Genomic DNA, 25,594 nt, shown 5'->3' with positions numbered 1-25,594 from the left:
CGCGTCATGGGCTGATATGGCCAGCGATCTTTGCGGTTTCACCGCCGCAGCGGCGCCGCCTCTCTCATTCAATTTCTGCCGCTTGTCGGCCCCGCCGCATTCGTACATGGCGAGACTTGCATGAACGCACTGCGCAATCCGATCCGGCTGATCCCCCTGCTGTTTCTTGGCGCGATCGCGATCGGGACGGTACTGCTCAGCCTGCCCATCGCCACCGCGGACGGCACGCGCGCGCCGCTGATGACCGCGCTGTTCACCGCCACTTCGGCGGTGGCGGTAACCGGACTGATCGTGCAGGACACGCCGACCTACTGGTCCGGCTTCGGGCAGGTGGCGATCATGGCGATGTTCCAGATCGGCGGGCTCGGCATCATGACGGCCGCGACGCTGTTCGGCCTGATCGCAGGGCGGGGCTTCGGCCTGCGGGACCGGATGGCGACGCATGTGGAACGCAGCCGCCTGAACCTGATATCCGCGCCGTCGGTGATCCGCATGATCCTAGGCATCACGATCACCGTGGAACTGACCGTGGCGATCATGCTGACGCTCCGGTTCGCCACGCACTGGAACATGTCCTGGGGCCAGGCCGCCTGGCACGGCCTGTTCCAGTCCGTCAGCGCCTTCAACAATGCGGGCTTTTCCACCTTTTCGGACAGCCTCATGAGCTTTCAGGGCGACTGGCTTATCCTGGTCCCGATCGGCCTGTCGGTGATCTTTTCCGCGCTGGGCTTCCCGGTGATGGAGGACTGGCGCGAACATGGCTGGCGCTGGCGGCAATGGACGCTGCATTCCAAAATGACGCTGGCCGGCACGCTCCTGCTGCTGATCGGCGGCTTTGCGGCGATCCTGGGCATGGAATGGAGCAATCCCGGCACGCTAGGGCCGATGGGCTGGGGCGAGAAACTGCTGAACGCCGCGTTCCATTCGGTCATGCCCCGCACGGCGGGCTTCAACAGCCTCGATCTCGGCGCGATGCGAGAGGAGACGCTGGTGGTGAACAATGTGCTGATGTTCATCGGCGGCGGTAGCGCCGGCACGGCGGGCGGGATCAAGATCACCACATTCATGGTGCTGCTCGCCATCGTTCTGGCCGAGATATTGTCGCGGCGCGATGCGGGTATGTTCGGCCGCCGCTTCGGCCACGCTATCGAGCGGCAGGCTCTCACCGTCGCCTCGATCGCGCTGCTGCTGGTACTGTGCGCGACGATGTTCATCAGTTCGGTCACGCCGCTGGCGTTCGAAGATATCCTGTTCGAGGCGATTTCCGCCTTTTCCACCGTCGGCCTGTCCACCGGCATCACCGCACAGTTGCCGCCGTCGGCTCTCTTCGTGCTGGTGATGCTGATGTTCGTTGGACGGGTGGGCACGATCACCGCGGCCACCGCCCTTGCCCTTGGCAGCAGCGAGCGGCGCTATCGCTATCCCGAGGAGAATCCCATTGTCGGCTGATAAGAGAAAACCCGTCCTGGTCGTGGGCCTTGGCCGGTTCGGCAGCGCCGTCGCGACCACGCTGGAGCGCATGGGCCATGAAGTTCTCGGCGTGGACGTGGACGGTGATTTCGTGCGCGAGCACAAGGATGCGCTGACCCAGGTGGTCGAAGCGGACGCGACCGAGATCGATACACTGAAACAACTGGGCGTCGCCGACTTCGACACCGCCATCGTGGCCATCGGCACGAATGTGGAGGCCAGCCTGCTGGTTGTGCTGGCGCTGGTCGATATGGGCCTGAACAATGTCTGGGCGAAGGCCAATACCGATCGCCACGGCCGCCTGCTGGAGCGCACGGGCGCACATCATGTCGTCTTTCCAGAACGCAAAATGGGAGAGCGCGTCGCCCATCTCGTGAACGAGCGCCTGCTCGATTTCATCGCTTTCGATGCCGAGTTCGCCATCGCCCGGCTGAAAGCGCCCGAAACCGTCGTCGGCCTGCCGCTGATGATGAGCGAGTGCCGCAAGAAGTTCGACGTAACGGTGGTCGGCGTGAAGCGGGCGGGCGAAGACTTTATCCATGCAGTGCCCGACACGATCATCTTTCCGGACGACGAGCTGGTCGTTTCCGGCCGCATCCGCGACATCGAGAAATTCGCCGCGATCTGATTTCCAGGCGCGGCCGCCCTCGTCATGTTCCTGTAAGAACATAAAAGTTTAAGGTTATTCCCCTATCGCCGCGCTGTGCAGATGGGGAATCACAATTTCGCGCTAACCGAAAGCGAACGCCTTGCCGCGCTGGCGGACCTGGCGATTCTGGACAGCGGGGACGAACGCGAATTCGATGCCATCACCCGGATGGTGGCCGCCGTGCTGGGCGTATCCAGCGCAGCGGTGAGCCTGATCGACCGGGATCGCCAATGGTTCAAATCCCGCCAGGGCATCGATTTCCGCGAGACCCCCCGCGACGTCGCCTTCTGCGATCAGGTGGTGGAACGGCGCGCGCCGCTCGTCATACTCGACACGCTCGAGGACGAGACGTTTCGCACCAACCCGCTTGTCACCGGCGATCCGCACATCCGCTTCTATGCCGGTGCGCCGCTCTATTTGCGGTCCGGCCATTGCATCGGCAGCCTCTGCGCGCTCGATGGCGCGCCGCGCAGCCATTTTCCGGACGCGAACATCCTGTTTCTGGAAGAACTCGCCCAAGTAGTCAGCGAGCTGATCGAGGCCCGGCGCGCCCGCTATCAGGCGCATATCGCTGCGCAGGTCGTGGCTTCCACGACCGACGCGGTCATCGCGGCCAACCACGCCGGAAAGATCGTTTACTGGAACGAGGCCGCCGCGCACATGTTCGGCCATTCCGCAAAAACCGCGATCGGCCGCGACGTTACAGAATTCATCCCCGATGGGCTCGATCAGGATTACAGCCCGCCCTGTGAGACGGCCTCCGACGAGGAACCTGCACGCGCGCCGACACCCTCCAAAGAGCTTACGGGTGTCCGGCAAGACGGTGCCACATTCCCCATCGAACTTGCGCCCGCACCTTGGGGGGATGAGGCGAATGGTGGCTTCGCCTCGGTCGTCCGCGATATCTCTGCGCGTAAGAAACTCCGCGCCGAACGAGACAGCAGCCGCACGTTTCTCAAGGCGGTCGTCGCGAACCTGCCCTCGATGCTCTATGTGAAGGATTCCGAAACGCAGCGCTATCTCCTGCTCAACAAGAAAGCAGCAGACATGATAGGCCGCCCTGCGATGCACATGATCGGCAAGGACGACGATGAACTGTTTCCGGAACAAGGCGACCGATATAAGCAAAACGATCGCGACGCAATTTCCGGCGGCATGCCCAGGCAAACGGAAACCGAGTTCGAACGGGACAATGGCGAACGGGTCAATATTCGCACGACCCGCGTGCTGATCGACGGCCCCGACCGGCCGGGCCAGTATCTCCTGGGGCTGTCGGAGGATGTCACCGAAATCCGCCGTTCCGAGGCGGACCGCTGGCGGCTATCGCGCTATGATATCCTGACAGGCCTCTTGAACCGCGCAAGCTTCCTGGAACGCGTCGATCAGCTGATCAACGATGCGGAGCCATTTGCGCTGCTCAATATCGATCTGGATCGGTTCAAGTCGGTCAACGATCAGTTCGGCCATGTCATGGGCGACGAAGTGCTGAAGCTGATCGGCCAGCGGCTGAGCATCATCGCCGACGAACATTCGGAAATTGCCCGGATCGGCGGCGACGAGTTCGTCTGCCTTCTAACGGGCGACAACTTGCGTTCGCGCGCGCTGCGCATTTCCGGCAATCTCATAGAGAGCATCTTCGCGCCCATTTCGGTAGGCGGTATTACCGCGCATATCGGGGCTTCGATCGGCGTCGTTCTCCACCCCAAGGACGGCGACACCATCGAGACGCTGCGCCAGAATTCCGATCTTGCCATGTACCGCGCCAAGCAGGAAGCAAAGCGCCAGCCATGCTTCTTCGACGATCAGATGGATGCAGCCGAGCGCGACCGGCGCACGCTGGAGACCCATTTGCGCGCGGCCGTCGATACCGATGAGATCGACGTTGCCTATCAGCCCATCATCGAAGCCAGGTCCGGTGACATCATCGGTTTCGAAGCGCTGGCGCGCTGGACGCAGATCGATCGTGGACCGGTTTCGCCCGATCTGTTCATCGCACTTGCCGAAGATTGCGGGCTGATCGAACAATTGGGCGAGCAGGTGCTGCGCAAGGCATGCCGCGACGCGTGCAGCTGGCCGGCCTCCATCAAGGTGGCGGTAAACCTGTCTCCGCGCCAATTCTATTCGGGCCACTTGGTCGAGACGATCCTGACCGTCCTTGAGGAGACCGGCCTGCCCGCCGAACGGCTTCAACTGGAAGTCACCGAAAACCTGGTGATCCAGAATGCTCATGAAGCCTTCGCGCAGCTCCAGCAACTGCGCGACATCGGCATCCGCATCTCGATCGACGATTTCGGCATCGGCTATTCCTCGCTCAGCTACTTCCAGCGATTTACCTTCGATACGGTCAAGATCGACAAATCGTTCGTTTCCGAGATCGAGGGGTCGCAGGCGGCCAAGGCGATCGTCACGGCCGTTGTCGGCCTGGCTCGCCAATTGTCCATGGCCGTTGTCGCGGAAGGTGTGGAAACCGCCGAGCAGCAAAAGATGCTGGAAGACCTGGGCTGCACCCATCTTCAGGGTTTTCTGTTCAGCCAGCCGATTGCCCGCGAAGAAATCAGCCATATCGTCAGTGCGAGCAGAAAGACCGCGTCTTCCGAAGTCCGGGCGTCCGCCATTCAGAGGACCCCCATCTTGCGCAATCTCCCTATGAAATCGAACCTTGCTCCCTTCAACACGCCGGTAGCGGTTTCGAAGCGTTAGCCAGCCGCGCGGACGGCTGCGGCAGGTTTTTGGTGCCTCATTCGCCCCGATGCGCGGCGATCATGTCTTCCACCCGAACGAATTTTTCGCGCGGCGCCCCCTTCATGGCGCGCGCCACCTCCGCCTCGTCGATCTTCTGCCAATCGGCAAAGGTCACGATATCGACCCCGCGCTCTTCCAGCAGCGCGTCCAGCCCGGCACGGCCGGCCTTGCCTGCCCCCTCGCCGATATCCTGCGCGATGCGATCGACCAGCTCATAGCCATCCGGGCGATTGGTGCCGATCGTCCCCGTCGGCCCGCGCCGCGCCCATCCGACGCAGTAGAGCCCCGGCTGGATGCGCCCGTCCTCATTGGCGAAACGCCCCGCACCTTCATCATAGGGCACGCCCTCGATGCGCGGGCTGCGATAGCCGATGCAGGTGACGACGAGCTGCGCGGGGATATCGTAGGTCTCGCCCGTGCCGCGCGGGCGATGTTCTCCGTCCAGCTCGGTCCGCTCCACCCGCACTCCTTCGACCCGCTCCTCTCCGAGAAGTTCGACCGGTGATGCGAAGAAATCGAACATAATCGTCTTGCCCTTACCCGCGCCGTCCGCGCCCGCGGCGAACTCGCGCAGGATGCCGACCGATTTGCGCTGGCCCGGCTCCAGCCCCTCGTCCTGCGCCTCGGGCGGCAAATCCGACGGATCGACGCTCGGCGCGGCGTTCTCCAGCCGCCCCAGTTCGCCCAGTTCCTTGGGCGTCATCGCGATCTGATGCGGCCCGCGCCGGCCCAGGATCGTGATCGTCCGCGTCCCCGCCGCATCCAGCGCGTCCAGCGCATGGCGCGCGATGTCGCTGCTTTCGAACTCCGCGCGCGTCTTGGACAGGATGCGCGCCACGTCCAGCGCCACATTGCCATTGCCGATCACCACCACATCGCGCCCATCCAGCGGCGGATCGACGGCGGCAAAATCGGGATGGCCGTTATACCAGCCGACGAAGGATGCGCTGCCGTAAACCCCGGCCAGATCGCTGCCCGGCAGATCGAGCGTGCGATCATGCGGCGCGCCGGTGGCCAGCACCACCGCGTCGTACAGCTCCATCAGCTCGGCGATCGCGATATCCTCGCCCACCGAAACATGGCCGACGAAGCGTACATTGTCGCTCAGCGCCACCTTCTCATAACGGCGCGCAACCTTCTTGATCGATTGGTGATCGGGCGCCACGCCGAAACGGATGAGGCCGAAGGGCGTCGGCAGCCGATCGAGAATATCGATCCGCACATCCTCCCCGAACGCCTTCTGCGCGGCCTCCGCGGTGTAATAGCCCGCAGGGCCAGATCCGACGATCGCGATATGGCGCATGGCGGCACTCTCCTTCGCAAGCGAGGCTAGCGACGTGACGCGCGAGGGCAAGGGGGTTGGGCCTTACTTGAAAACATCCGTTCGCCCTGAGCCTGTCGAAGGGCCGTACTGTCTCGCGGTCGGAAGCTAAGCCAAGAAGGAAGACGGTGCTTCGACAAGCTCAGCACGAACGGGATCGGAGACGGGCAACAAAAAGGGGCAGGAGAATATCCCCTGCCCCTCCAATCTCTTCCCGCCCGCAATCAATTATGCGGCGGTACCGGTTCGGGCGGCGCATCGCTGTCCAGCTCGTGAACCTCCACGATGCCGCGCGCGACGTTGCTCTTGCGATATCCGTAGAGGAAATAAATCACCAGGCCGATGCCGCCCCAGATCGGCAGCACCAGCATCGCCTCCACCGGCAGGCTGACATAGAGCCCGACGGTACCGATGATGGCGAGCGGCGCGACGATCCAGATGAACGGCGTCTTGAACGGCCGCTCCCGGTCCGGCTGGGTGCGGCGCAGGATCAGCACCGACAGCGCCACCATGAAGAAGGCGAACAGCGTGCCCGAGTTGGAGATATCGGCCAGCTTGCCCACCGGCAGGAACGCTGCGAACGCTGCCACCGCAACGCCGGTGATCATGGTGATGACGTGCGGCGTGTTCCACTTGGGGTGGATCTTGGCCAAGCCCGTGGGCAGCAGCCCGTCGCGCGACATCACGAAAAAGATACGCGTCTGGCCGAACAGCATGATCAGGATCACCGAAGGCAGGCCCAGGAACGCGGCGATACCGATGGCATTGCCCAGCCAGGGATGCCCCGCCTCGCGCAGCACGAAGGCCAGCGCTTCTTTGGAGCAGACCAGCGGCTCGCGGCCCATGTCCAGAAGGCTCTGGCAGCGCGCGGCGAATTCGGTGCTTCCGGGCTGCAGCAGGCCGCCGTCCGGCCCCATGATCGGCTGCGCGCCCACGGTGCCGATCGCACCAGCGGACACGAGAAGGTAGAACACCGTGCAGATGCCGAGCGCGCCGATCAGGCCGATCGGCACGTTACGCTGCGGGTTGACGGTCTCCTCGGCAGCGGTCGAAACCGCGTCGAAGCCGACATAGGCGAAGAAGATGGAGGCCGCCGCGCCCAGCGCGCCGAGGCCGGAGCCGAGGCCAGGCCCGGTCCAGCCATTGGGCATGAAGGGCTGGAAATTCTGCCCGTTCAGCATGGGAAGCGTGATGACGATGAAGATGACGAGCGCGGTGACCTTCACGGTCACCAGCACCGCGTTTACCCGCGCGCTCTCGGTCGTCCCGATCATCAAGAGGCCGGTGATGACCAGCGCGATCAGCATGGCCGGCAGGTTGATGAACCCGCCCGGCGCGTAAAAACCCTGGGTTAGCGCGGGTGGCAGGTTTATCCCCGCATTCGCCAGCAAGCCGACGAAATAGCCCGACCAGCCGACCGAAACTGCGCTGGCGGATACCGCATATTCCAGGATCAACGCGAAACCGACCATCCAGGCCAAAAGCTCGCCCATCACGGCATAGGTGTAGGTGTAAGCAGACCCGGCAACCGGCACCATCGATGCCAGTTCCGAATAGCAGAGCGCCGCCACCGCACAGACCAGGCCGGCAATGACAAAACTCCACATCATGCCGGGGCCCGCCTTCTGCGCGGCCTCCGATGTGAGCACGAAAATCCCGGTGCCGATGATCGCGCCGACGCCGAGCAGCGTCAGCTGCCACGGCCCGAGTGTGCGCGTGAGCGATTTCTTTTCCGCCGTTGCGAGGATCGCATCGAGCGGCTTTACGCGTCCGAATATCATGTAAGGTTGGACCTCTCCCTGGAACGCGAAGGCCCACCCACCACGTCCGGCATACAGCCGGGAGAAGTGTCTATGCCGATTTTCGAAGCTTGCAATCGGAATTGCGCGGGGCGAGGACATCGGTCGATGAACGCAATCGCTCCGTGCCGCCCGCCCCGATCTGCGACCGCCCGCCACCGGGGCACGCGGCCTGCGTCGATGCTCCGCTCAGGCATGGTCGGCGGGGCGCTGCTTGGGCTTGCCGCCTGCGCGCCAACCGTCAACGGGGTCAGCCGTTCGCCCGCGCCGCTGGTGCGCCTAACGCCTGAGCAGGCGGTGATGAACGCAGCCGAAGTGGCTCCGCAAGGCGTCAGCGGCCTGTTCGAGATGACGGTGCGCGGCAGCGGTGTCGCCGATGCCGGGCGCCTTTATCTGAATTCGCAGCCCGATTACCGCGATCCGCGCAATCTGAGCGTGGTTCTCACCCCCGCCATCCAGGCGCAACTGCGCGAACGCTTCGGCGCGGACCCGGCCGAGTTTCTGGACGGCAAACGCATCGCCGTTCGCGGCACCGCGCGGCGCGTGCGCATTGTGTTCGTAGCCAATGGCCGGCCGACCGAGAAATATTACTACCAGACCCATCTGGTGCTGCAGCGCGCAAGCGACCTCAGCGTAGCGCCCCCACCGCTCTGATCGGCGCGCCCCCCGCATTGGCTGCGCGCGGCCTCGAGACAGCGGACAGGAGCGGAACTCCGCCTTGTATCGCCGCGTTATGCGGGCTCGCCCGCCGATAAACTTCCGGCCTTCCGCTGGATCGGTCTGGGCCTGAAGAAAGGTCTTCCCCATGCGATTGATTAAACTCGCCCTCTGCGGCGTCGGTATGGCCGCGCTTGCCGCCTGCAGCGGCGGCGGCGAACAGCCCGAAGCGCAGCCGTCCACCGAAGCGGCCTCCGATGCCGGCGCGGCGCAGGCACCCGCCGTCGCCGCCGACCATGTGCGCGGCGCGCTGACCGCGATGACCGATGCATCGCTCACCGTGCAAACCTATGATGGCCAGAGCGTGGACGTGCCGACCGGCAACGACACCGCTTACGCCTGGGTGGTTCCGGCAACGCTCGCCGACGTAAAGGACGGCGACTTCATCGGCACCGCGACGACGGGCCCGAAGGACGCGCTGCGCGCCGTGGAAGTGGTGATATTCCCCGAATCCATGCGCGGTAGCGGCGAGGGCCATTATGAATGGGATACCCCCGGCGTGATGGCGGCCAGCGGCGGTGGTAGCGGCGGATCCAGCGCTATGACGAATGGTACGGTCCAGCAGCAGAGCGCCATGACCAACGGCACCGTTCAGCAGCAAAGCGCCATGACCAACGGCACGGTGACGAACGCGACCAGCGCAGGCAATGCCGGAAAGGCGCTGACCATCGCCTATGAAGGCGGCACCGCCGAGGTCGCCGTTCCCGAAGGTACACCGATCGTGCGCTTCGAGCCTGCGGACCGGTCCATCCTGAAGGCGGGCCAGAAGCTTTTCGTCAAAAAGCCCGCCAATGTAGCCGCGGCGCAGTTCGTCGCTGTCGGTAAAGACGGTCTAACCCCGCCGATGTAAGGCAGCATCGACAAAACATTCCGGAAGCGCATCTTCCGAAGACAGCGCGCGGGCTGGCCATGTTCCGGCCCGCGCCAATGGCACCGCCACATGCCGGATGACAGCCGCGCCCTCGCAGGCTATTTGCGCGCTCGACATGACAGACCTCTCCAAAATCCGTAATTTCTCCATCATCGCGCATATCGACCATGGCAAATCCACCCTGGCCGATCGCCTCATCCAGCTGACCGGCGGGCTGACCGAGCGCGAGATGTCGAGCCAGGTGCTCGACAATATGGATATCGAGCGCGAGCGCGGCATCACCATCAAGGCGCAGACCGTGCGGCTGGATTACACCGCCGCGGACGGAGAGACCTATCAGCTGAACCTGATGGACACGCCCGGCCATGTCGATTTCGCCTATGAGGTCAGCCGCTCGCTCGCCGCGTGCGAGGGCGCGCTGCTGGTGGTCGACGCCGCGCAGGGCGTGGAGGCGCAGACGCTGGCCAATGTGTACCAGTCGATCGAGCATGACCATGAGATCGTGCCCGTCATCAACAAGATCGATCTGCCCGCGGCCGAGCCCGACAAGGTCCGCACCGAGATCGAAGATATCGTCGGCATCCCCGCGGACGATGCGGTGCTCACCAGCGCCAAGTCCGGCATCGGCATCGAGGATGTGCTGGAAGCCGTCGTCCAGCGCATCCCCCCGCCGACGGGAGACCGCGACGCGCCGCTCAAAGCCATGCTCGTCGATAGCTGGTACGATCCCTATCTGGGCGTCGTCATCCTGGTGCGCGTGATGGACGGCGTGCTGAAGAAGGGCATGAACATCCGCTTCATGCAGCAGGGTTCGCAGCATCTGGTGGACCGCGTGGGCTGCATGAAGCCCAAGATCACCCAGCTGCCCGAACTAGGCCCCGGCGAAATCGGCTTCATCACCGCGCAGATCAAGGAAGTGGCCGACACCGCGGTGGGCGACACCATCACCACCGTGAAGGGCGGCGCGGACAAGGCGCTGCCGGGCTTCAAGGAAGTGCAGTCGGTGGTGTTCTGCGGCCTCTTCCCGGTGGACGCCGCGGACTTCGAGAAGCTGCGCGAAAGCATCGGCCGCCTGCGCCTCAACGACGCCAGCTTCACCTTCGAGATGGAAACGAGCGCCGCGCTCGGCTTCGGCTTCCGCTGCGGCTTCCTGGGCCTCCTGCATCTGGAGATCATCCAGGAACGCCTCACCCGCGAATATGATCTGGATCTCATCACCACCGCGCCGTCCGTCGTCTACCGCATGACGATGACCGACGGCAGCGTGCAGTATCTCCACAACCCGGCCGACTATCCGGACCCCGTCCATATCGATCATATGGAGGAGCCCTGGATCAAGGCGACCATCTACACGCCGGACGACTATCTCGGCTCCATCCTGAAGCTTTGTCAGGACCGGCGCGGCATCCAGACGGAGCTGACCTATGTCGGCGGCCGCGCGCAGGTGGTGTACGAGCTGCCGCTGAACGAGGTGGTGTTCGATTTCTACGATCGGCTGAAGTCCATATCGCGCGGCTATGCCAGCTTCGATTACGAGCAGATCGGCCTGCGCGAAGGCGATCTCGTGAAGATGAACATCCTGGTGAACAACGAGCCGGTCGACGCGCTCGGCATGGTCGTCCACCGCCAGCAGGCCGAAATCCGCGGCCGCCAGCTGTGCGAGCGCCTGAAGGACCTGATCCCCCGCCATTTGTTCAAAATCCCGATCCAGGCCGCCATCGGCGCCAAGGTGATCGCCCGCGAGACGATCAGCGCCATGCGCAAGGACGTCACCGCCAAATGCTATGGCGGCGACATCAGCCGGAAGAAAAAGCTGCTGGAAAAGCAGAAAAAGGGCAAGGCGAAGATGCGGGAGTACGGCAATGTGTCGATCCCCCAGGAAGCGTTTATCGCGGCGTTGCGGATGGGGGAGGAGTAGGGTCCGGATCAAAATGGTGCTTTGATCCGGAGTGAGCAATTACCTCAAAAGGTAACCGCTATTTTGGACTGACCAACGACGAGCTTCTCAGCGGTTTCGGGACGTGAGCCAACTGCCTACAGCAACGAGACTGCTCGCAAGGCGACTTCCTCCTGATTTTCCACTTCCTTACCGCACGGATGCGAACGCTTTCGTTGGACAATACATTTCACAACGCGTTTACACGCACCATGCGGTTCGTTGCCAATTGCCCTGGCATGAAGTGTGCCATTGCTAAGGCGGCTACTTGACTGTCCACGGCGTCAAATAAACGTAGTACAGCCGCGACCTGCGCCGAGCTGAAAACGCAATAGAACGGTTCTTCGCCCGGCATGTCGGTGAGCATCACACCCTAGGCGAGCCCCCTCAAATAGATCCGGGACAATCATCTCTCCAAATGAGTTGGTTGTACGATAGTACACAGAGGTGGAATTAACAATCAGCGATCATTAGTGCGATCGCGCACCCAATAGTTCCAACCACCGACGATCGCCATAAACACCAATATGGCCATTATCGCAATCCATATAACGTCCTTTATCATTCTGTTTTATTCCCAGGTATTGGCGTACAAAACCATCTCCGACATGAGTTCGCAGCCGCGGCCAATCCTAATGACTTAATGAATATACAAGTCTTAAAAACGGTTCAGTGCGCAGCATTGGCTGCGCACTGAGGAGATCTTAACTACAGCTTGACTGAGCACTTCCCGCCCCGACTCCAATCGCCAATCCAGCTGCAGCCGCGACTGCGAGGCTAGCTCCAAATGTGAGCGGAGCAGCTACAATAGCAATGGTTGCAGCTACTCCAGCAGCAGACAACGCAATATCCTGCGTGCACTCATTGCCGCCTGATATTTCATCAATTTCCGAGTATCCCAGCTCTACGATATTTTTCATTATATTTCTCCGTATCAATATAGCTCATCAATCAAATGCGAGCCCCATCACTACAACTGCTAGACCGATTGTAGCAATTGCACCGGCTGCCGGCGGGACGGCCGCCACGTAAAGGCTACTCGCCATGATTGTCGCTCCTGCAGAAACGACCTTCGCATCGGCAGCTCCATCCACTAAATCAATTTCGTCTAAACTCAGGTTTTCAATGAGAAGACCCTGACCCTTGATCGCTGTATTTTCCATAATTACGATATCCGTTAATTAGTACCGCGAAATGCGACGAAGCTGCGCCGCCACAGTCTGATAATGGTGGCACTTAGACAGAAGGCAGCGGCGCATCCGTTAAACAATGTAAAGGAACTTGAGATTTACATCATCACGACAATTACATTACTATCTGACGGAAATCCGCCAGACGTGTCATCGTTGTCATCGCGGGGCTCAGTGCAGCCCTCGCCGTTCGGACCCGGAGCAACGCCGCCAACAACACTATCAATCTCGAGCTCAGAAAGGCTTTCAACACTATTCACAAATATATCTCCGTTAATTCAATTCAGTTAAGATACCGGGATATCAACGCACGCAACTATCCACTCTCCCGGAAATCATGCTTCCGCGAAATTAAGCACCATCCGATGTAACGGATGATCAATAAATAGCTGGGACTCCCCCCCAAGCTTCGAGCTCACCTTGAGCAATCATCATGCTAGCTTGGAAGATACAGTTGTCAACTTCAGTGGAGGCATTTTTAGATCATTTTTTCGGTTGACAGGCTCTAAGCTCGATTGCTGTCCGGCGAAAATGCGGCGGCCAGCATCGAAAAAAGCGCAGCTCGCGCCCGGTTTTTTACAAAATGTTCACGGTTTCAATTAGGAAACGTTTGGCCGTTTGCGCAGCTTTTGTGCGTTTAATTCCCAAACAGTCCCTGCCGCGGAAATCGTTTCGCTACGGTGAGCGATAACAATGCGCGTAATACCGATCTGACTGATCGCCGCATTTACCGCTTTCTCGTGCTCACTGTCGAGATGGGCGGTGCCCTCGTCCATGACGAGAAGCTTAGGACGCCTGTAGAGGGCACGTGCGAGCAGGACGCGCTGCTTCTGCCCTCCCGATAGGGTCGATCCCATGTCGCCGACCAGCGTCTCATATTGCATCGGCATTCTGGCGATATCGTCATGGATGGCAGCAGCCTGCGAAGCGGCCATCACGAGTTGCATATCCGGCGTATCGTCGAACAGCGCTATATTGTCCGCCAGTGTTCCGGCGAATAGCGTGTCTTCCTGCAGTACGGCGGCGATCTGCTCGTGAAAGCTCTTGTAGCCGAAGCGCTCGAGCGGCATCCCGTCCACAAGCATTTCACCGCCATCGGGCTGGGTAAGGCCAAGAAGAATTTTGACCAATGTAGACTTTCCGCCGCCCGACGGACCGGTTATTGCGATATGATCGCCAGGCTCGACCACAAGATCCACCCCGTCGAGCACAAGCGGATCGCTGGGCGCGTAGCGAAATTGCACGCCGCGTAGTTCGATCCTGCCCTTCAGTTCAGTATGCGCCTCTGCACTAGGCCCGAAACTGATATCTTCGTCTGCAAGCGCGATGTCCGAAAGCCGCTCAAGGTGGAGGCCGATCATGCGAAAGGCAATGAATTGATCGACCAACCCCGCTGCTTTCTGAGTGAACTGGGTTTTATAAGACATGTATGCGAAAATCATGCCCACACTGAAGCCGCCACCAAGCGCGAACCGAATCGCGAGATAAACGGTCAGAATATTCTCGATGCCGAATAGCAGAGCGTTGGCAGTCTGCTGCCAGATTCCAATTCGCGCCCTACGCACATCGGCATTTACATTATCCGTCAGCTTACTCTGCCACATCGCATGGCGAAGCGCCTCGCGATTGAACAAGCGAAGGGAAGTGATGCCCCGCAGCGTCTCAATCAGTGTCGACTGCTCGGCAGCGCTGGTCGTGATCGTTTCCTCGATCGCGTCACGCTCGAACGCGAAGGAGATCGTACGCACAACAAGATAGAGGCCGAACGCGAGCAGCGCGATCATTGCCAGCACCGGAGAGTAAAAGAACATCACGGTGAGGGTGAGAACGGCCATCGCACCATCGACCAACGCGGCAATTGCGCCTGTTAGCAACAAATCCTGAATTGGCTGGATCGATTGGAAACGCGACAAAATGTCGCCCACGTGCCGTTTCTCGAACCATTCAACCGGCAGGCGGAACAGTCGGCGTGCAATATTCGTGGCCAGACCAAAACCGAGCGAGGTGCCGGCCCAAAGCAGAACAAACGAACGAAGCATGGTCGCAGCGACGTTAATCAGCATAAAAAGTCCGAAGCCGATCGCGAGCACCACCAGCAGATCCAGATCCTGTCCGGGCAGCACGCGATCGATCGCAAGCTGCATATAGTAGGGCAGGGCTAGAACGAACGCCTGAAGCAAAAGACTGAGAATCAACGTCTGCACCAAGGCGCGTTTCAGACCAGACATATTGCGCCACAACTGAGACAATTTCAGTCGCTGACGCTCGTCGCTTCGCGTGAAATCATCAACGGGTCTCAACTCCAGCGCGACGCCCGTAAAATGCTTGGAGACCTCTTCGATGGGCAGCCATTTGCTGCTGCTCGCAGGATTATGGATCAGCGCCTTGCCATTCTTGACCGCTTCGAGAACGACATAATGGTTGAGATCCCAGTGCAAGACTGCCGGAAGATGGAGGTTGCCCAATTCTTCGAGTGGCAACTTAACGGGTCTGGGAGCCAATCCGATGCGATCCGCTATCGTGATAAGCGCTTTCAACGGTGCTCCGCGCATGGAGGGCGCAAAACGCCGACGCATGGTACCAAGGTCGATTCTTCGACCGTGAAAGTTTGCGACCATTGCGAGGCAAGCAAGCCCGCATTCAGCCATTTCCGTCTGGCGCATCAATCGCACGCGGCCGCGGCTGAGCAAGCCGAGATTTAATCCCTGCGCGCTCATATCAGCGCCTGCCAACAGCAAATAGCGGCTCGAAAAGCCATTCAATGAGGCTTTGCCTCTCGGTAACGATACGGGCCGTCAACGTCATTCCAGCCAACAACGACTCCTCATTCCCATAAGCGCGTACATGGCTTTCATCGAGCCGCGCGATAACGAGATAGCCCGGAATGGTGCCGCCCTCCGAAGTTGGAAAAGCAATTGGCGTGCTGGCGATTGAGGTGATTGTTGCCGGAAGAGTACCGAAGCGTTGGTAAGGAAAAGCGTCTAGAGAGATGCGAACCTGCTGGCCAACGCGCACAAAGCCGATTGCAGAGCTTGGCACAATCAGCTCTGCTTGCAACCGTGAACTTTCCGGCACAATCGACATGACCGCTGCTTGAGGTCCAACTGCCTGCCCCTCGCGCCCGGTCAGTGCAGATACCACGCCGTCCACGGGCGCAGTCAGTGCGATTGCGCTTGCAACTTCAGCACTGGTCCGTTGCTGTTCAATTTGCTCTCGCTGTCCAGTAAGCGCAGCAATCTGGCTGCCTGCGTCCGCCTGGGACTGGCGGATCGCTGCACGGGCCTCGCTGATAGCGGACTGTTGAGCAGACAGTGATTGGCGCAGCTCCGTCAGTCGTTGTTTGCGCCCAAGATAAACCTCCTCGCGCTGCTGGATATCGCGGCGACTTACAAAACCCCGCTCGCCAATCTTGCGCGCCAGCTCTAGTTCGTTTCGCGCGGTGTCGACGAGACTTCGCTGCACTTCAATTTGTTCGGCCAAACCCGCTGTTGCCGCCTGCAGACCAGTGATCCGGGCCAGCTGCTGCGCTTGCACAGCCTGCGCCGATGCATCAATCTGCCCCTGCTGAAGGGAAAGCCCCCGCTCCTGTTGATTAAGAGAATTAAGTACCTGCTGTGTGCCGATGCCTCCGTTGGCTAGCCTATCTTCACTGCGCACAAGCCCCAAAGTAGCCCCTTTACTGACAACTTGTCCTTCCTGCACAGCGAGGTTGGTGAGAATGCCAGGTCGAGTAGGTAAAATCTTGGCAACACCACCCCTCGGCTCGATAGTGCCAGTCACGACCTCGATCCGCGAATAGCCTGCTAGAGAGAGAAACAGAATAGCAGCAATCAACGCGACAAAGAACAACCCGCCAATCATCTGCCACGATATCGGCAGAACCATGTTGACATCGCCGTGAAGCGATTCCTTGCGATGATCTAGAACCTCGGAACGAAAAAGTGGCATGCGCGCCCCCACCATGAATTGATGAGCAGAGCAATCTATTTTCTGGTCGAAATGGAGATAATTCTAATCAGCTTTTACGTTTGTTTGTTCTAAACAGATCGCGCTTGCGCGAGCGCGCTGATAGTGAGAATTCCGCCTCCAACTTCACCGCCACGTTTTGAAAGCCGAAACGTAAGCTTTCAGGTTCGCACAAGCGATGAAAAATTTGGAAAGTACCCGGCCCGCAACCAGCGTCGCTCGGTAGGCGATTTACGCTCAGATCTCTCACTTTTAACGCAGACGCTAATCGATGTTCTCAAATTGTAGCTGTCAGGGTGCGATGGAGGATGCCGTTTGCACCTCTCTAAGTCGCAACCTAGCCCCCTACTCGAAACCTCACGGCATGAGGCTTGTGAGCTTGGCCATGCGCTGGACGAGCGCTCGGGACGGAGCACGAAACTGGCGCTGCCCCATCCCTATTCTCGGCGCTTTTCGGCCTTCAATTAGTCGTTGCGGTCTTCCGGCATCACCGGCTCGTTGCGCTGCTTCTGCGGGTGGCTGCTGTCCGATCCGCGGCGTTCGTCGGGGCTCAGCTTGCCGGTCGGGTCGCGCGGGGGCGGGCTGCTCGTGGCATCGTCCTGCTTGGGGTGGTCGCTCATGGCATCGCTCCTTGGTTGGTGGGATGCCGGGTCAACGGGCGGGGGCGTGCTTGTATCCGGCGGGCCGGTCAGCCAGCGGCGGGCTCCGGCGCCGGGCAGGGCCGGATCGCGCCCGGATCGGGGCGCTCTCCGCTGGGGCGGAAGCGGGCGATGTACGCGCCGATGTCCGGCCGCAGCTCGAACCCGGTGCGGGTGTAGCCCACCGCCTCCAGCTCGCAAGTCAAGAGCGCGGGCGGGGTGCCGTGGCGGTTGGTGGGCCGGTCCGCATCGACCACTATCACCTCGCCATCCGGCTTCAGCGCGGGCCGCAGGCGCCACAGGAAGGCGTAGGGCTGCGCGATCTCATGGTACATGTGGACCATGAACACGCGGTCGAAGCTGGCTTCCGGCAGGCGCGGATCGTCCGGCGCGCCGAGCTTGATGGAGACGTTGTCCAGCCGGTCGCGCGCCACGCGCTCGCCCAGCCGCGTCAGCACCGCCTGGTCGATGTCCTGCGCCAGAACGCGGCCCTTGCCGCCCACCCGCTCGCCCAGGCGCACGGTGTAGTAGCCCTCGCCCGCGCCGATGTCCGCCACCGTCATGCCGGGCCGCACCCCTGCCCAGTCCATCACCACCTGCGCTTCGTTCGCGGCCTCGCGCGCGGGCTCGTTGCTGAACTGGGTGGCGACGACACTTGCGACAGGCCGGTTCGCCTCCGGGAAAGCCGCGTCGCCGGGCGCGCCGGCGCCGCCGTTCTGGCACGCGGCCAGCGCGAGCAGCATCAGCAAGGGCGCGGGGCGGCGCTCCTCCATCAGTCGACGTCCTCGACCTCGACCGCCTCTCCGGTCACGCGCTGGGCGAGCGCGGCGGCCATGAAGGGATCGAGAGCGCCGTCCAGCACATCGCCGGGCGCGGTGCTGGTGGTGCCGGTGCGCAGGTCCTTCACCATCTGGTATGGCTGGAGGACGTAGCTGCGGATCTGGCTGCCCCAGCCGATGTCGGACTTCGACGCATGCTCAGCCATCGCGCGCTCCTCCCGCTCGCGCAGCTCGGCCTCGTACAGGCGGGCCTTCAGCATGCCCATCGCCTCGGCGCGGTTCTTGTGCTGGCTGCGGTCGTTCTGGCTGGCGACGATGATGCCGCTGGGCACGTGGGTGATGCGCACGGCGCTGTCGGTGGTGTTGACGTGCTGCCCGCCCGCACCGGATGCGCGGTAGGTGTCGATCTTGAGGTCGCTCTCGTTGATCTCGATCGAGATGTCGTCGTCTATCACGGGGTAGACCCAGACGCTGGAGAAGCTGGTGTGGCGGCGCGCGGAGCTGTCATAGGGGCTGATGCGCACCAGGCGGTGCACGCCGCTCTCCGTCTTGGCATAGCCGTAGGCGTTCTCGCCCTTGATCAGCAGCGTGGCGGACTTGATGCCTGCACTGTCGCCACCCTGATACTCGACCATCTCCACCTTGTAGCCGCGCCCCTCGGCCCAGCGCTGGTACATGCGCAGAAGCATCTCGGCCCAGTCATTGCTCTCGGTGCCGCCGGCGCCGGCGTGGATCTCCAGATAGGTGTCGTTGCCGTCCGCTTCGCCGCCGAGCAGCGCCTCCACCTTGTCGCGGTCCGCGCGTTCGGCGAGCGCGGCGAGCGAGGCCAGTGCCTCATCCGCCATCTCGCTGTCGCCCTCGGTATCGGCCATCTCGATCAGCTCGACCGTATCAGCTTTCTCCGCCTCAATGTCCTTGGCCGCGCCGATGTTCTTGTCGAGCCGCTGACGCTCGCGCATCACGCTTTCGGCCTTCTTGGGATCGTCCCACAAGGTCGGGTCCTCGACGCGGGCATTCAGCTCGTCCAGGCGGCGGAGCGCGCGCTCCCAATCGAGCGAGCGCCGGACGAGGGCGAGGGCGGCGTCGATACGGTCGACCAAGGCTTGCGCTTCTGCGCGCATGAAGAAACTCCGCTTTTGGATGTGTCTAGTGGAATTAGTCGATCGCGCGATGAAGTAAAGGTTAGGCCGATTGCGAGGAACGGCAGCATGGTGGCGGCGTTGGCCTGCTAAATCCCCCTTTCTTAACCGCTTGCGCGCCGATCGGCAGCGCGGGCGGCTCTCCCGAAAAGCGCAGCGATTGACCCACCCTACCCCGCCCGACGCCTTGCGAAACTTTATCTCGGACACGCGCTTCCCGTGCGTCGGCGCCAAATCGGCGCTCGGCAAGCGGCAGCTGGAAATCGTGACCGCCCGCTCGATCGCATCGAGCTGGAACGATCTGGAAGTGCACCGGCGGCTGATGGCGTTCGCCGCCCACGATCAGGCCGAGCCGAAGCTGTTCCGCTCCTTCGCCGTAATTTACGGCGCGCCGCGGGTGATGAGCGAGAAGACGTTCGAGCAGCATATGTGGGCGCGCATCCAATCAATGACGGACAAGGACGTCTGGCTCGGTCAGCGGCAGGACAAAGACATCAGCGCCGATCCGGACAATCCGCATTTTTCGCTCAGTTTCGGCGGATCGGCCTTCTTCGTAGTCGGCCTGCACCCCGGCGCGAGCCGCAAGGCGCGGCGCTTCCGTTATCCCACGCTGATCTTCAACCTGCATGGTCAGTTCGAGCGGCTCCGCGAGGCCGGTCGCTATGAGAAGCTGCGCGGTGCGATTCTGGCGCGCGACCGGTCGCTGCAAGGCTCGGACAACCCGATGCTTGCGCGCCATGGCGAGACGTCCGAAGCGCGCCAATATAGCGGACGTGCGGTGCCCGCCGGCTGGTCCGCGCCCTACCGTCGCCCGAAACCGACAGAGGAATTTGCATGACCGAGATGACCCGCATTCCCCGCCGTAGCGGCACGGCCTTCGAACTGAAGCGTGGCCAACGGCTTACCGTCTGCGATCCGGAGGGCGAGCAGGTGAGCGATATGGTCGCCTACAGCAAGGCGGACCCGCGCGAGCTGATTTCGAACGGGCGGACCTTCGACTATCAGGACACGATCTATCTGACGACGGGCCACAAGCTCTACTCGAACCGCAGCAACATCATGCTGCATATCGAACGCGACGATGTCGGGCGGCACGATTTCCTGCTGACGCCCTGTTCGAAGGATACCTTTCGTATTCTCTACGGCGATGATGATCCGCATCGCGGCTGTTTCGGCAATCTGGCCGCGGCGCTGGAGCCGTTCGGTATCGGCGCAGATGCCATTCCTTGTGCGTTCAACATCTTCATGAACGTGCCCGTGAACGGAGAAACAGGCCGCTTCAGCGTAGAACCGCCGCTGTCCAAAGCCGGCGATTGCATCAGCTTTCGCGCCGAAATGGATCTGATAATCGGCCTTACGGCGTGCAGCGCGCCGACCAGCAATAACGGGACGATGACGCCAATCGATTACCGGATCGATTAATCAATGCTAGCGCCGCCGTCCTTGCCGATGGCGTCTCAGCGGTTTTCGGCGCTTGCCCCTTCCCCACCGGGTTCACCACCGGTCTGCATCCGGCCCATGGTCCAGTTATTCTGCATGCGCACCTTCGGGTTCGGTGCGCACCAGATTTCACCGGTGCTGTCGATTGCCGTGACCCAGATGATGTTATGCTCCGGCCCGTAATCGATAACCGCGAAGGCCAAGCCCTTCCCGCGATCGATCACCGTAACAGGCAGCGGCGGATTGAGCTGGGTGAACATCGGATCGGTCTCCTGCCGGCGAGATAGCCGGGCTGTGTCGATCAACGCGCGATGGCCGGGATTCGCCTGCCTGATAAATGTTCGCCGGGCACCCTCCCCGCTCATCGCGGCGACGCGCGTGCCGTCTTGCAGCTGTAACGGGCCTGTGGGAAAGCGCCGGCAATCCCGTCTTTCGGAGTCATGATCGATGCGCGCTGTCCTTACCCTTCTTCCGCTTCTCTTTGCAGGCTGCGCCGCCAACGCCCAGATGGGCGGCAGCACGGCAGCGCCGCCGCCGACCGATGCAAGCCTTCCGCAGGCGGAGAGCGTGCTGTCCGGCGAAGTGCCGCAGGAACCCGCCGCCGCACGCGCCAAGACCGCCGCGCAATATCGCGCAGAGGCTGCAGCCTATATCCAGCGGCAAGTTGCGCGGCAGCGGATCGAGGGGCCTGCCAAGAACCTGATCATCTTCATCGGTGACGGCATGGGTGTGGGCACCATTACCGCCGGCCGCATCTTCGAGGGTGAACAGCGCGGCGAGGATGGCGAGAGCCATGTCGCGGCGCTAGACACCCTGCCCTACAGCGCCATCGTCAAGACCTACTCGACCGACTTTCAGGTACCCGACAGCGCGGCCACTGCCACGGCAATTTTCAGCGGCACGAAGACGCGCAGCGGCACGCTTGGCATGGCACCATCCGTCGTGACCGATGACTGCGCCGCCTCGCTCGCCGCGCCGGTCGAAAGCCTGTTCGAGCAGGCCGCCGATGCAGGCCGCGCGACGGGGATCATCTCGACCGCGCGGATTACCCACGCAACGCCGGGCGCCACCTATGCGCATGTCGCCAATCGCGACTGGGAGAACGACGCCGTGCTGCCGGACAAGGCGAAGGCGGCGGGCTGCAAAGACATCGCGCAGCAACTAGTCGACTGGAACCATGGCGGCGGTTTCGATGTGATGATGGGCGGCGGGCGCGCGAACTTCCTGACGGTTGGTCAGGCCGATCCCGAATATCCCGGCAAAACCGGCGCGCGGAAGGACGGGCAGGACCTTGCCGCCGCCTGGATGGCCGGAACGCAAGGCCATTACATCTGGAACGGTGCGCAATTCGCGGCGCTCCCTGCGGACGGCAAGCCCGTGCTGGCGCTGTTCGAGCCCAGCCATATGCAGTTCGAGGTAGACCGCGTGGAGGATCCGGGCAAGGAACCGTCCATTGCGCAGATGACCGCGGCGGCGATCGAGCGGCTGAAGGGCAATCCCAAAGGCTTCGTGCTGCTGGTGGAGGGCGGGCGTATCGACCATGCGCACCACGCCGGCAACGCCTACCGTGCGCTCAGCGATTTCGCGGCGATGGATGAGGCGGTTGCGACCGCGCTGGAGCTGACCGATCCGAAGGATACGATGGTTCTCGTCACGGCGGACCACAGCCATGTCTTCACGATGGCGGGCTATCCGGTGCGCGGTAACCCGATCCTGGGCACCGTCAACGCCGGCGAGGACGGTGCGCCGGGAACCAAGGACGGCAAAGCCTACACCACGCTGGGCTATGCGAACGGGCCGGGCGCGGTGAGCACGGCCGAGCGGCCCGATCCCGCCGACGTGGACACCACCGAAAAGGACTATCTTCAGCAGTCGCTCGTCCCAACGAGCGCGGAGACGCATTCTGGCGAGGATGTGGCGCTGAAAGCGAGCGGGCCAGATGCCTATCTGGTCAGCGGTACGATCGAGCAGAACGCGATCTACGCGCTCATGGCGCACGCGCTGGGACTGCCGCTGGAGAAATAAGGTTCGGCTCAGCCGTGGGCCAGAAGCGCGACTGCGGCTATCAGGGCGAAGCCGAGCGCGGTAGGCCATCCGGTCGACTCCGCGTGGCGCTCGCCCGAAAAGTGCCAGTGGACGGTGCCGAAATGCAGGAAGGTGCCTCCGCCCAGCGCCAGGATCGTGGGGATGACGAGCGGCCATTCCTGATCGAGCGTCAGCGCCTCCGCCCCGGCAATCGCTCCGATCGGTAGGGCCAGGACGAAGATGACCTGAAGCACCACGGCGCTTCGCCGCTCAAGATCGCTGTCGGTCAGCAATTTCGCCAAGGCAAAGGACGCCGCGCCTTTGTGCGCGATCAGCGTGACGAACAGGATGAGCATGGCGGAGCGCCCAGCCATCGCGCCGAGCGATGCCCCGGCGAGCAAGCTGTGGGCAGTCAGCACGCCCACCACCAGCAGCGGCGGCACACCTGCCCCCCGATTTCCCCCGTGCCCTTCGAGCCAGGCGAGCAGGATCATCACGCTGCCTGCGATCAGGAAGGGCGCTGCAAAACCATTCCCTGTCTGCACGAAACCATGCACCGCATCGGGCATCATATGGAGCAGACCAACGCCCAGGAATATTCCGGCGGAAAGCTGGCCTGCGCGCTTGCCTTCCGCCCAGCGCCAGCCGGCCGATGGACGGAAAGCGGGCAGCGCCGCCACGATCGCCACGATGACGAGAACTGCGCTCAGAAGAAGCAGGAGCAGCTCGCGGCTCATCCCATCCACCAGCTGCGATGTAATACTATATCATATTGCATCACACGCTAATGGCGATAGGGCAGCTTCCTTTCAAGCGCTGCCTCCGAATTTAGCTCGGTAGTCCCATCAATCGTGGACTTTTCCGTTGCCGAACAGCCAGGCCCGCACGCCCAGCTTGTCGCCATAGCGTTCCAGCATCTTGCCGTCCTTGTGCTCAGCAAATTGCGCATAGTTCAGCACCGCGACGAACACGATACCGCCGATCGTATTGCCCAGAAGAACGGGCGCCACGAAGCTGGGCCACAGCGCCCAGAAGCTCACCTCAGGATCGGAAAACGCCGCGTAGAACGCCTCGATCGAGGAGGTGATGACGTGGAAGAACGATCCCACACCGATGAAATACATCAACACATAGATCACCATCGCCCGGCCGATCGAATCGCGCACCGCATGGACCAGCCAGACCATCGCGGCCACGATCGAGCCTGCGATGATGCCGCGGTAGAAGATTTCCAGCCACGGCGTCTCGACTGCGTGATGGCTCATTTCCATGGCTTTCAGCGTTCGCTCGGGCGTCAGCACATTGGAATAGGCAATTGCCGCAGCGACCAGGATCGCGCCCACCATGTTCCCAACGAACACCACCACCCACAACCGCAGCAGATTGGCAAGACTGGCGAGCCGCGTCAGCACCAGCACCACCGGCGTCAGCGTATTCTCGGTAAACAGCTGATAGCGGCCGAGTACAATGATAAGAAAGCCGATGGGATACAGGATGTTGCCGACGATCCCCGGCTCCATCTCGCCCGCACTTTCGGTAAAGATGACGCGAGCCAGAAAGGTGAGGCCGAGCGCTCCGCCCGCGCCCAGCGCGCTCCAGAACAGATAGAGGTTGCTCGCTTCCAGTTCGTGATCGGCGGTGGAGAGCACACGCTTGAAGATTTCGGTGAAGGCGAAGTAATCCGATACCGCCGCGCCCTCTTCCGGCGCGTGAGAGACCTGCCCTTCCTCGCCCCCCTTCTCTTCCATCGTCATGTCTTCGGGCGCGCGTTTTTCATGGCGGGAAGTCGAGAGGCCGTCATTCATACGGGGTCATCCTGAAAAGCCCGCCGCTTCGGACTGCCTAGGCAAACGGGGCGTGACTTTCGGAAACACCGCGACGCTGGATCGGTTCCGTAACGACCTGCCTAAGGGTCGCCGCGGGTCAGGACAGCCCCTTCATGGCGATGGTGTTAGCCCTCTTTGCCGCCCTTCGGCTTGATGGCGGCGTTTTCCGCCTTTTCGGGCCGGATATAAATCGAGGTGAGTTCGGGCATTTCCTCCCGCAGGGCATCTTCCAGTTCCTCGATCAGCTGTTCCGTCGCCCATGGTCACCTCGTCGTCAAAATCCGCGCTGATCGCGACAAACACCTGTTTAGGCGCGGTATGAATGGTGCGCACATGGTTCACCCCGCTGACCCAATCCTGCCGGCCGACGATGGCGCGGATATTCTCAATCATCTCCGGATCGGCCCGTTCGCCGATCAGCAAACCCTTGGCTTCGCGCGCCAGAAGCACTGCCACGATGCCCAGGATCAGACCGATCACGATGGAGGCTGCACCGTCGAGCTTCGGCATGTTGAAATAATGGCTCGCCCACACACCGAGTGCGGCGACCGCCAAGCCGCTCAGCGCCGCGGAATCTTCGAACAGAACGATGAATACCGAAGGGTCTTTGGACTGCTTGATCGCCGCCCACCAACCCTGATCGCCCTTAGCCTGGGAGAATTCGCGCACGGCGATTGACCAGCTGGTTCCTTCCATCAGGAAGGCGACACCCAGTACGATGTAATTGACCGTCGGGTCCGTGAGCGTTTCAGGGTTGGTCCAGTGGCTATAGCCTTCATAAATCGAAAGCCCCGCGCCGACGGAGAAAATCAGAATAGCAACCACAAAGGCCCAGAAATAAAGCTCACGGCCATAGCCAAAGGGATGCTCATGGTCCGGCGGCGCATCGGCGCGGTGTTCGCCGTAAAGCAGCAATACCTCGTTCACGCTGTCGACGATCGAATGGAAACCCTCGGACAGCATCGACGAAGAGCCGGTGATGCTGGCGGCAACAAACTTGGCGATGGCGATACCGATATTGGCCGCCAGCGCGCCGAACAGGACGATGTTTTCCTTGATCTTGGAGCCGAGCGACATGAGCCCTCA

22 protein-coding genes and 1 pseudogene are annotated in these 25,594 nt (G+C 61.8%); 9 read left to right on the top strand and 14 right to left on the bottom strand.

What is annotated here, in order from left to right:
* The first annotated feature begins 120 nt into the window (after positions 1-120).
* The 3 genes from H7X45_RS12680 to H7X45_RS12670 all read left to right on the top strand — a co-directional run bounded on the left by H7X45_RS12680 (position 121) and on the right by H7X45_RS12670 (position 4,819).
* Positions 121-1,449 carry a TrkH family potassium uptake protein gene (locus H7X45_RS12680; RefSeq protein ID WP_187335202.1) on the top strand — a complete coding sequence of 443 codons (1,329 nt, stop codon included), beginning with the start codon at positions 121-123 and terminating at the stop codon, positions 1,447-1,449.
* Positions 1,439-2,098 (top strand): potassium channel family protein, encoded by a 660-nt coding sequence (locus H7X45_RS12675; RefSeq protein WP_187335201.1) that lies wholly within the window; start codon positions 1,439-1,441, stop codon positions 2,096-2,098. The genes H7X45_RS12680 and H7X45_RS12675 overlap by 11 nt, the downstream gene beginning before the upstream one ends.
* Positions 2,099-2,179: 81 nt before the next feature.
* The gene (locus H7X45_RS12670; protein WP_187335200.1) at positions 2,180-4,819 is read left to right on the top strand and encodes a sensor domain-containing phosphodiesterase; all 2,640 of its coding nucleotides are present in this window, start codon (positions 2,180-2,182) and stop codon (positions 4,817-4,819) included.
* A 37-nt stretch (positions 4,820-4,856) separates the two neighbouring features.
* On the opposite strand, the gene H7X45_RS12665 is transcribed toward H7X45_RS12670, so the two are convergent.
* Both H7X45_RS12665 and H7X45_RS12660 read right to left on the bottom strand, forming a co-directional pair.
* A complete protein-coding gene (locus H7X45_RS12665) occupies positions 4,857-6,164 on the bottom strand; it encodes an FAD-dependent oxidoreductase (protein ID WP_187335199.1) in 1,308 nt (435 codons plus the stop codon).
* Positions 6,165-6,406: 242 nt separating this feature from the next.
* A complete protein-coding gene (locus tag H7X45_RS12660) occupies positions 6,407-7,963 on the bottom strand; it encodes an amino acid permease (protein WP_187335198.1) in 1,557 nt (518 codons plus the stop codon).
* 198 nt (positions 7,964-8,161) lie between these two features.
* Between H7X45_RS12660 and H7X45_RS12655 the strand changes: the two genes are divergently transcribed.
* The 3 genes from H7X45_RS12655 (at position 8,162) to lepA (ending at position 11,487) form a co-directional block, all read left to right on the top strand.
* Positions 8,162-8,635, top strand: coding sequence for a hypothetical protein (locus tag H7X45_RS12655; protein ID WP_187335197.1), 474 nt, complete (start codon positions 8,162-8,164; stop codon positions 8,633-8,635).
* A gap of 151 nt (positions 8,636-8,786) precedes the next feature.
* The gene (locus tag H7X45_RS12650) at positions 8,787-9,548 is read left to right on the top strand and encodes a hypothetical protein (protein WP_187335196.1); all 762 of its coding nucleotides are present in this window, start codon (positions 8,787-8,789) and stop codon (positions 9,546-9,548) included.
* A 136-nt stretch (positions 9,549-9,684) separates the two neighbouring features.
* Positions 9,685-11,487: a translation elongation factor 4 gene (gene lepA / locus H7X45_RS12645; protein WP_187335195.1), complete on the top strand. Its 1,803-nt coding sequence runs from the start codon at positions 9,685-9,687 to the stop codon at positions 11,485-11,487.
* Between the two features lie 208 nt (positions 11,488-11,695).
* On the opposite strand, the gene H7X45_RS15185 is transcribed toward lepA, so the two are convergent.
* The 8 genes from H7X45_RS15185 to prfB all read right to left on the bottom strand — a co-directional run bounded on the left by H7X45_RS15185 (position 11,696) and on the right by prfB (position 19,199).
* Positions 11,696-11,875 carry a hypothetical protein gene (locus H7X45_RS15185; protein WP_214645498.1) on the bottom strand — a complete coding sequence of 60 codons (180 nt, stop codon included), beginning with the start codon at positions 11,873-11,875 and terminating at the stop codon, positions 11,696-11,698.
* A 334-nt stretch (positions 11,876-12,209) separates the two neighbouring features.
* On the bottom strand, positions 12,210-12,425 hold the full coding sequence (locus tag H7X45_RS12640) for a hypothetical protein (RefSeq protein WP_187335194.1): 216 nt from the start codon (positions 12,423-12,425) through the stop codon (positions 12,210-12,212).
* Between the two features lie 27 nt (positions 12,426-12,452).
* Positions 12,453-12,668, bottom strand: coding sequence for a hypothetical protein (locus tag H7X45_RS12635; protein WP_187335193.1), 216 nt, complete (start codon positions 12,666-12,668; stop codon positions 12,453-12,455).
* 626 nt (positions 12,669-13,294) lie between these two features.
* The gene (locus H7X45_RS12630) at positions 13,295-15,412 is read right to left on the bottom strand and encodes a peptidase domain-containing ABC transporter (protein ID WP_187335192.1); all 2,118 of its coding nucleotides are present in this window, start codon (positions 15,410-15,412) and stop codon (positions 13,295-13,297) included.
* A gap of 1 nt (position 15,413) precedes the next feature.
* The gene (locus H7X45_RS12625) at positions 15,414-16,643 is read right to left on the bottom strand and encodes an HlyD family secretion protein (RefSeq protein ID WP_187335191.1); all 1,230 of its coding nucleotides are present in this window, start codon (positions 16,641-16,643) and stop codon (positions 15,414-15,416) included.
* 482 nt (positions 16,644-17,125) lie between these two features.
* Complete coding sequence (locus H7X45_RS12620; protein WP_187335190.1) at positions 17,126-17,281, bottom strand: hypothetical protein; 156 nt, start codon at positions 17,279-17,281, stop codon at positions 17,126-17,128.
* 68 nt (positions 17,282-17,349) lie between these two features.
* Positions 17,350-18,072 (bottom strand): class I SAM-dependent methyltransferase, encoded by a 723-nt coding sequence (locus H7X45_RS12615; RefSeq protein ID WP_187335189.1) that lies wholly within the window; start codon positions 18,070-18,072, stop codon positions 17,350-17,352.
* Positions 18,072-19,199: a peptide chain release factor 2 gene (gene prfB, locus H7X45_RS12610; protein WP_187335188.1), complete on the bottom strand. Its 1,128-nt coding sequence runs from the start codon at positions 19,197-19,199 to the stop codon at positions 18,072-18,074. Before prfB ends, H7X45_RS12615 begins: the two co-directional genes overlap by 1 nt.
* A 178-nt stretch (positions 19,200-19,377) precedes the next feature.
* Here prfB and gntA point away from each other — a divergent pair, with 178 nt between their 5' ends.
* On the top strand, positions 19,378-20,055 hold the full coding sequence (gene gntA, locus H7X45_RS12605; RefSeq protein WP_187335187.1) for a guanitoxin biosynthesis heme-dependent pre-guanitoxin N-hydroxylase GntA: 678 nt from the start codon (positions 19,378-19,380) through the stop codon (positions 20,053-20,055).
* Positions 20,052-20,639: a DUF1989 domain-containing protein gene (locus tag H7X45_RS12600; protein ID WP_187335186.1), complete on the top strand. Its 588-nt coding sequence runs from the start codon at positions 20,052-20,054 to the stop codon at positions 20,637-20,639. Before gntA ends, H7X45_RS12600 begins: the two co-directional genes overlap by 4 nt.
* Before the next feature lie 35 nt (positions 20,640-20,674).
* Here the strand turns inward: H7X45_RS12600 and H7X45_RS12595 are convergent, their stop codons facing one another.
* Positions 20,675-20,917, bottom strand: a complete 243-nt coding sequence (locus H7X45_RS12595) for a hypothetical protein (RefSeq protein WP_187335185.1) — start codon at positions 20,915-20,917, stop codon at positions 20,675-20,677.
* Between the two features lie 187 nt (positions 20,918-21,104).
* Between H7X45_RS12595 and H7X45_RS12590 the strand changes: the two genes are divergently transcribed.
* Positions 21,105-22,682, top strand: a complete 1,578-nt coding sequence (locus H7X45_RS12590) for an alkaline phosphatase (RefSeq protein WP_187335184.1) — start codon at positions 21,105-21,107, stop codon at positions 22,680-22,682.
* A gap of 8 nt (positions 22,683-22,690) precedes the next feature.
* On the opposite strand, the gene H7X45_RS12585 is transcribed toward H7X45_RS12590, so the two are convergent.
* The 3 genes and pseudogenes from H7X45_RS12585 to H7X45_RS12575 form a co-directional block, all read right to left on the bottom strand.
* Positions 22,691-23,419 (bottom strand): ZIP family metal transporter, encoded by a 729-nt coding sequence (locus H7X45_RS12585; RefSeq protein WP_187335183.1) that lies wholly within the window; start codon positions 23,417-23,419, stop codon positions 22,691-22,693.
* A gap of 108 nt (positions 23,420-23,527) precedes the next feature.
* Entirely contained in the window at positions 23,528-24,487 is a 960-nt protein-coding gene (locus tag H7X45_RS12580; RefSeq protein WP_214645497.1) for a formate/nitrite transporter family protein, read from the bottom strand.
* 146 nt (positions 24,488-24,633) lie between these two features.
* Positions 24,634-25,585 (bottom strand): annotated as a pseudogene (locus tag H7X45_RS12575) (cation diffusion facilitator family transporter).
* Positions 25,586-25,594 lie beyond the last annotated feature (9 nt).

It is taken from the genome of Novosphingopyxis iocasae (assembly GCF_014334095.1).
In the GTDB taxonomy this organism is placed as follows: Bacteria; Pseudomonadota; Alphaproteobacteria; order Sphingomonadales; family Sphingomonadaceae; genus Novosphingopyxis; species Novosphingopyxis iocasae.
Note: the sequence above shows the minus strand (reverse complement) of the source record. Positions and strands in the feature narration are given on the sequence as shown.

Coding starts and splice junctions, on each gene's coding strand:
- prfB (WP_187335188.1), bottom strand. CDS start 19,199: ATGCGCGCAGAAGCGCAAGCCTTGGTCGACCGTATCGACGCCGCCCTC.
- H7X45_RS12665 (WP_187335199.1), bottom strand. CDS start 6,164: ATGCGCCATATCGCGATCGTCGGATCTGGCCCTGCGGGCTATTACACC.
- H7X45_RS12625 (WP_187335191.1), bottom strand. CDS start 16,643: ATGCCACTTTTTCGTTCCGAGGTTCTAGATCATCGCAAGGAATCGCTT.
- H7X45_RS12600 (WP_187335186.1), top strand. CDS start 20,052: ATGACCGAGATGACCCGCATTCCCCGCCGTAGCGGCACGGCCTTCGAA.
- H7X45_RS12620 (WP_187335190.1), bottom strand. CDS start 17,281: ATGAGCGACCACCCCAAGCAGGACGATGCCACGAGCAGCCCGCCCCCG.
- H7X45_RS12640 (WP_187335194.1), bottom strand. CDS start 12,425: ATGAAAAATATCGTAGAGCTGGGATACTCGGAAATTGATGAAATATCA.
- H7X45_RS12670 (WP_187335200.1), top strand. CDS start 2,180: ATGGGGAATCACAATTTCGCGCTAACCGAAAGCGAACGCCTTGCCGCG.
- H7X45_RS12630 (WP_187335192.1), bottom strand. CDS start 15,412: ATGAGCGCGCAGGGATTAAATCTCGGCTTGCTCAGCCGCGGCCGCGTG.
- H7X45_RS12650 (WP_187335196.1), top strand. CDS start 8,787: ATGCGATTGATTAAACTCGCCCTCTGCGGCGTCGGTATGGCCGCGCTT.
- H7X45_RS12660 (WP_187335198.1), bottom strand. CDS start 7,963: ATGATATTCGGACGCGTAAAGCCGCTCGATGCGATCCTCGCAACGGCG.
- H7X45_RS12580 (WP_214645497.1), bottom strand. CDS start 24,487: ATGAATGACGGCCTCTCGACTTCCCGCCATGAAAAACGCGCGCCCGAA.
- H7X45_RS12655 (WP_187335197.1), top strand. CDS start 8,162: ATGCTCCGCTCAGGCATGGTCGGCGGGGCGCTGCTTGGGCTTGCCGCC.
- H7X45_RS12585 (WP_187335183.1), bottom strand. CDS start 23,419: ATGAGCCGCGAGCTGCTCCTGCTTCTTCTGAGCGCAGTTCTCGTCATC.
- H7X45_RS12595 (WP_187335185.1), bottom strand. CDS start 20,917: ATGTTCACCCAGCTCAATCCGCCGCTGCCTGTTACGGTGATCGATCGC.
- H7X45_RS12590 (WP_187335184.1), top strand. CDS start 21,105: ATGCGCGCTGTCCTTACCCTTCTTCCGCTTCTCTTTGCAGGCTGCGCC.
- H7X45_RS12635 (WP_187335193.1), bottom strand. CDS start 12,668: ATGGAAAATACAGCGATCAAGGGTCAGGGTCTTCTCATTGAAAACCTG.
- lepA (WP_187335195.1), top strand. CDS start 9,685: ATGACAGACCTCTCCAAAATCCGTAATTTCTCCATCATCGCGCATATC.
- H7X45_RS12615 (WP_187335189.1), bottom strand. CDS start 18,072: ATGGAGGAGCGCCGCCCCGCGCCCTTGCTGATGCTGCTCGCGCTGGCC.
- H7X45_RS12680 (WP_187335202.1), top strand. CDS start 121: ATGAACGCACTGCGCAATCCGATCCGGCTGATCCCCCTGCTGTTTCTT.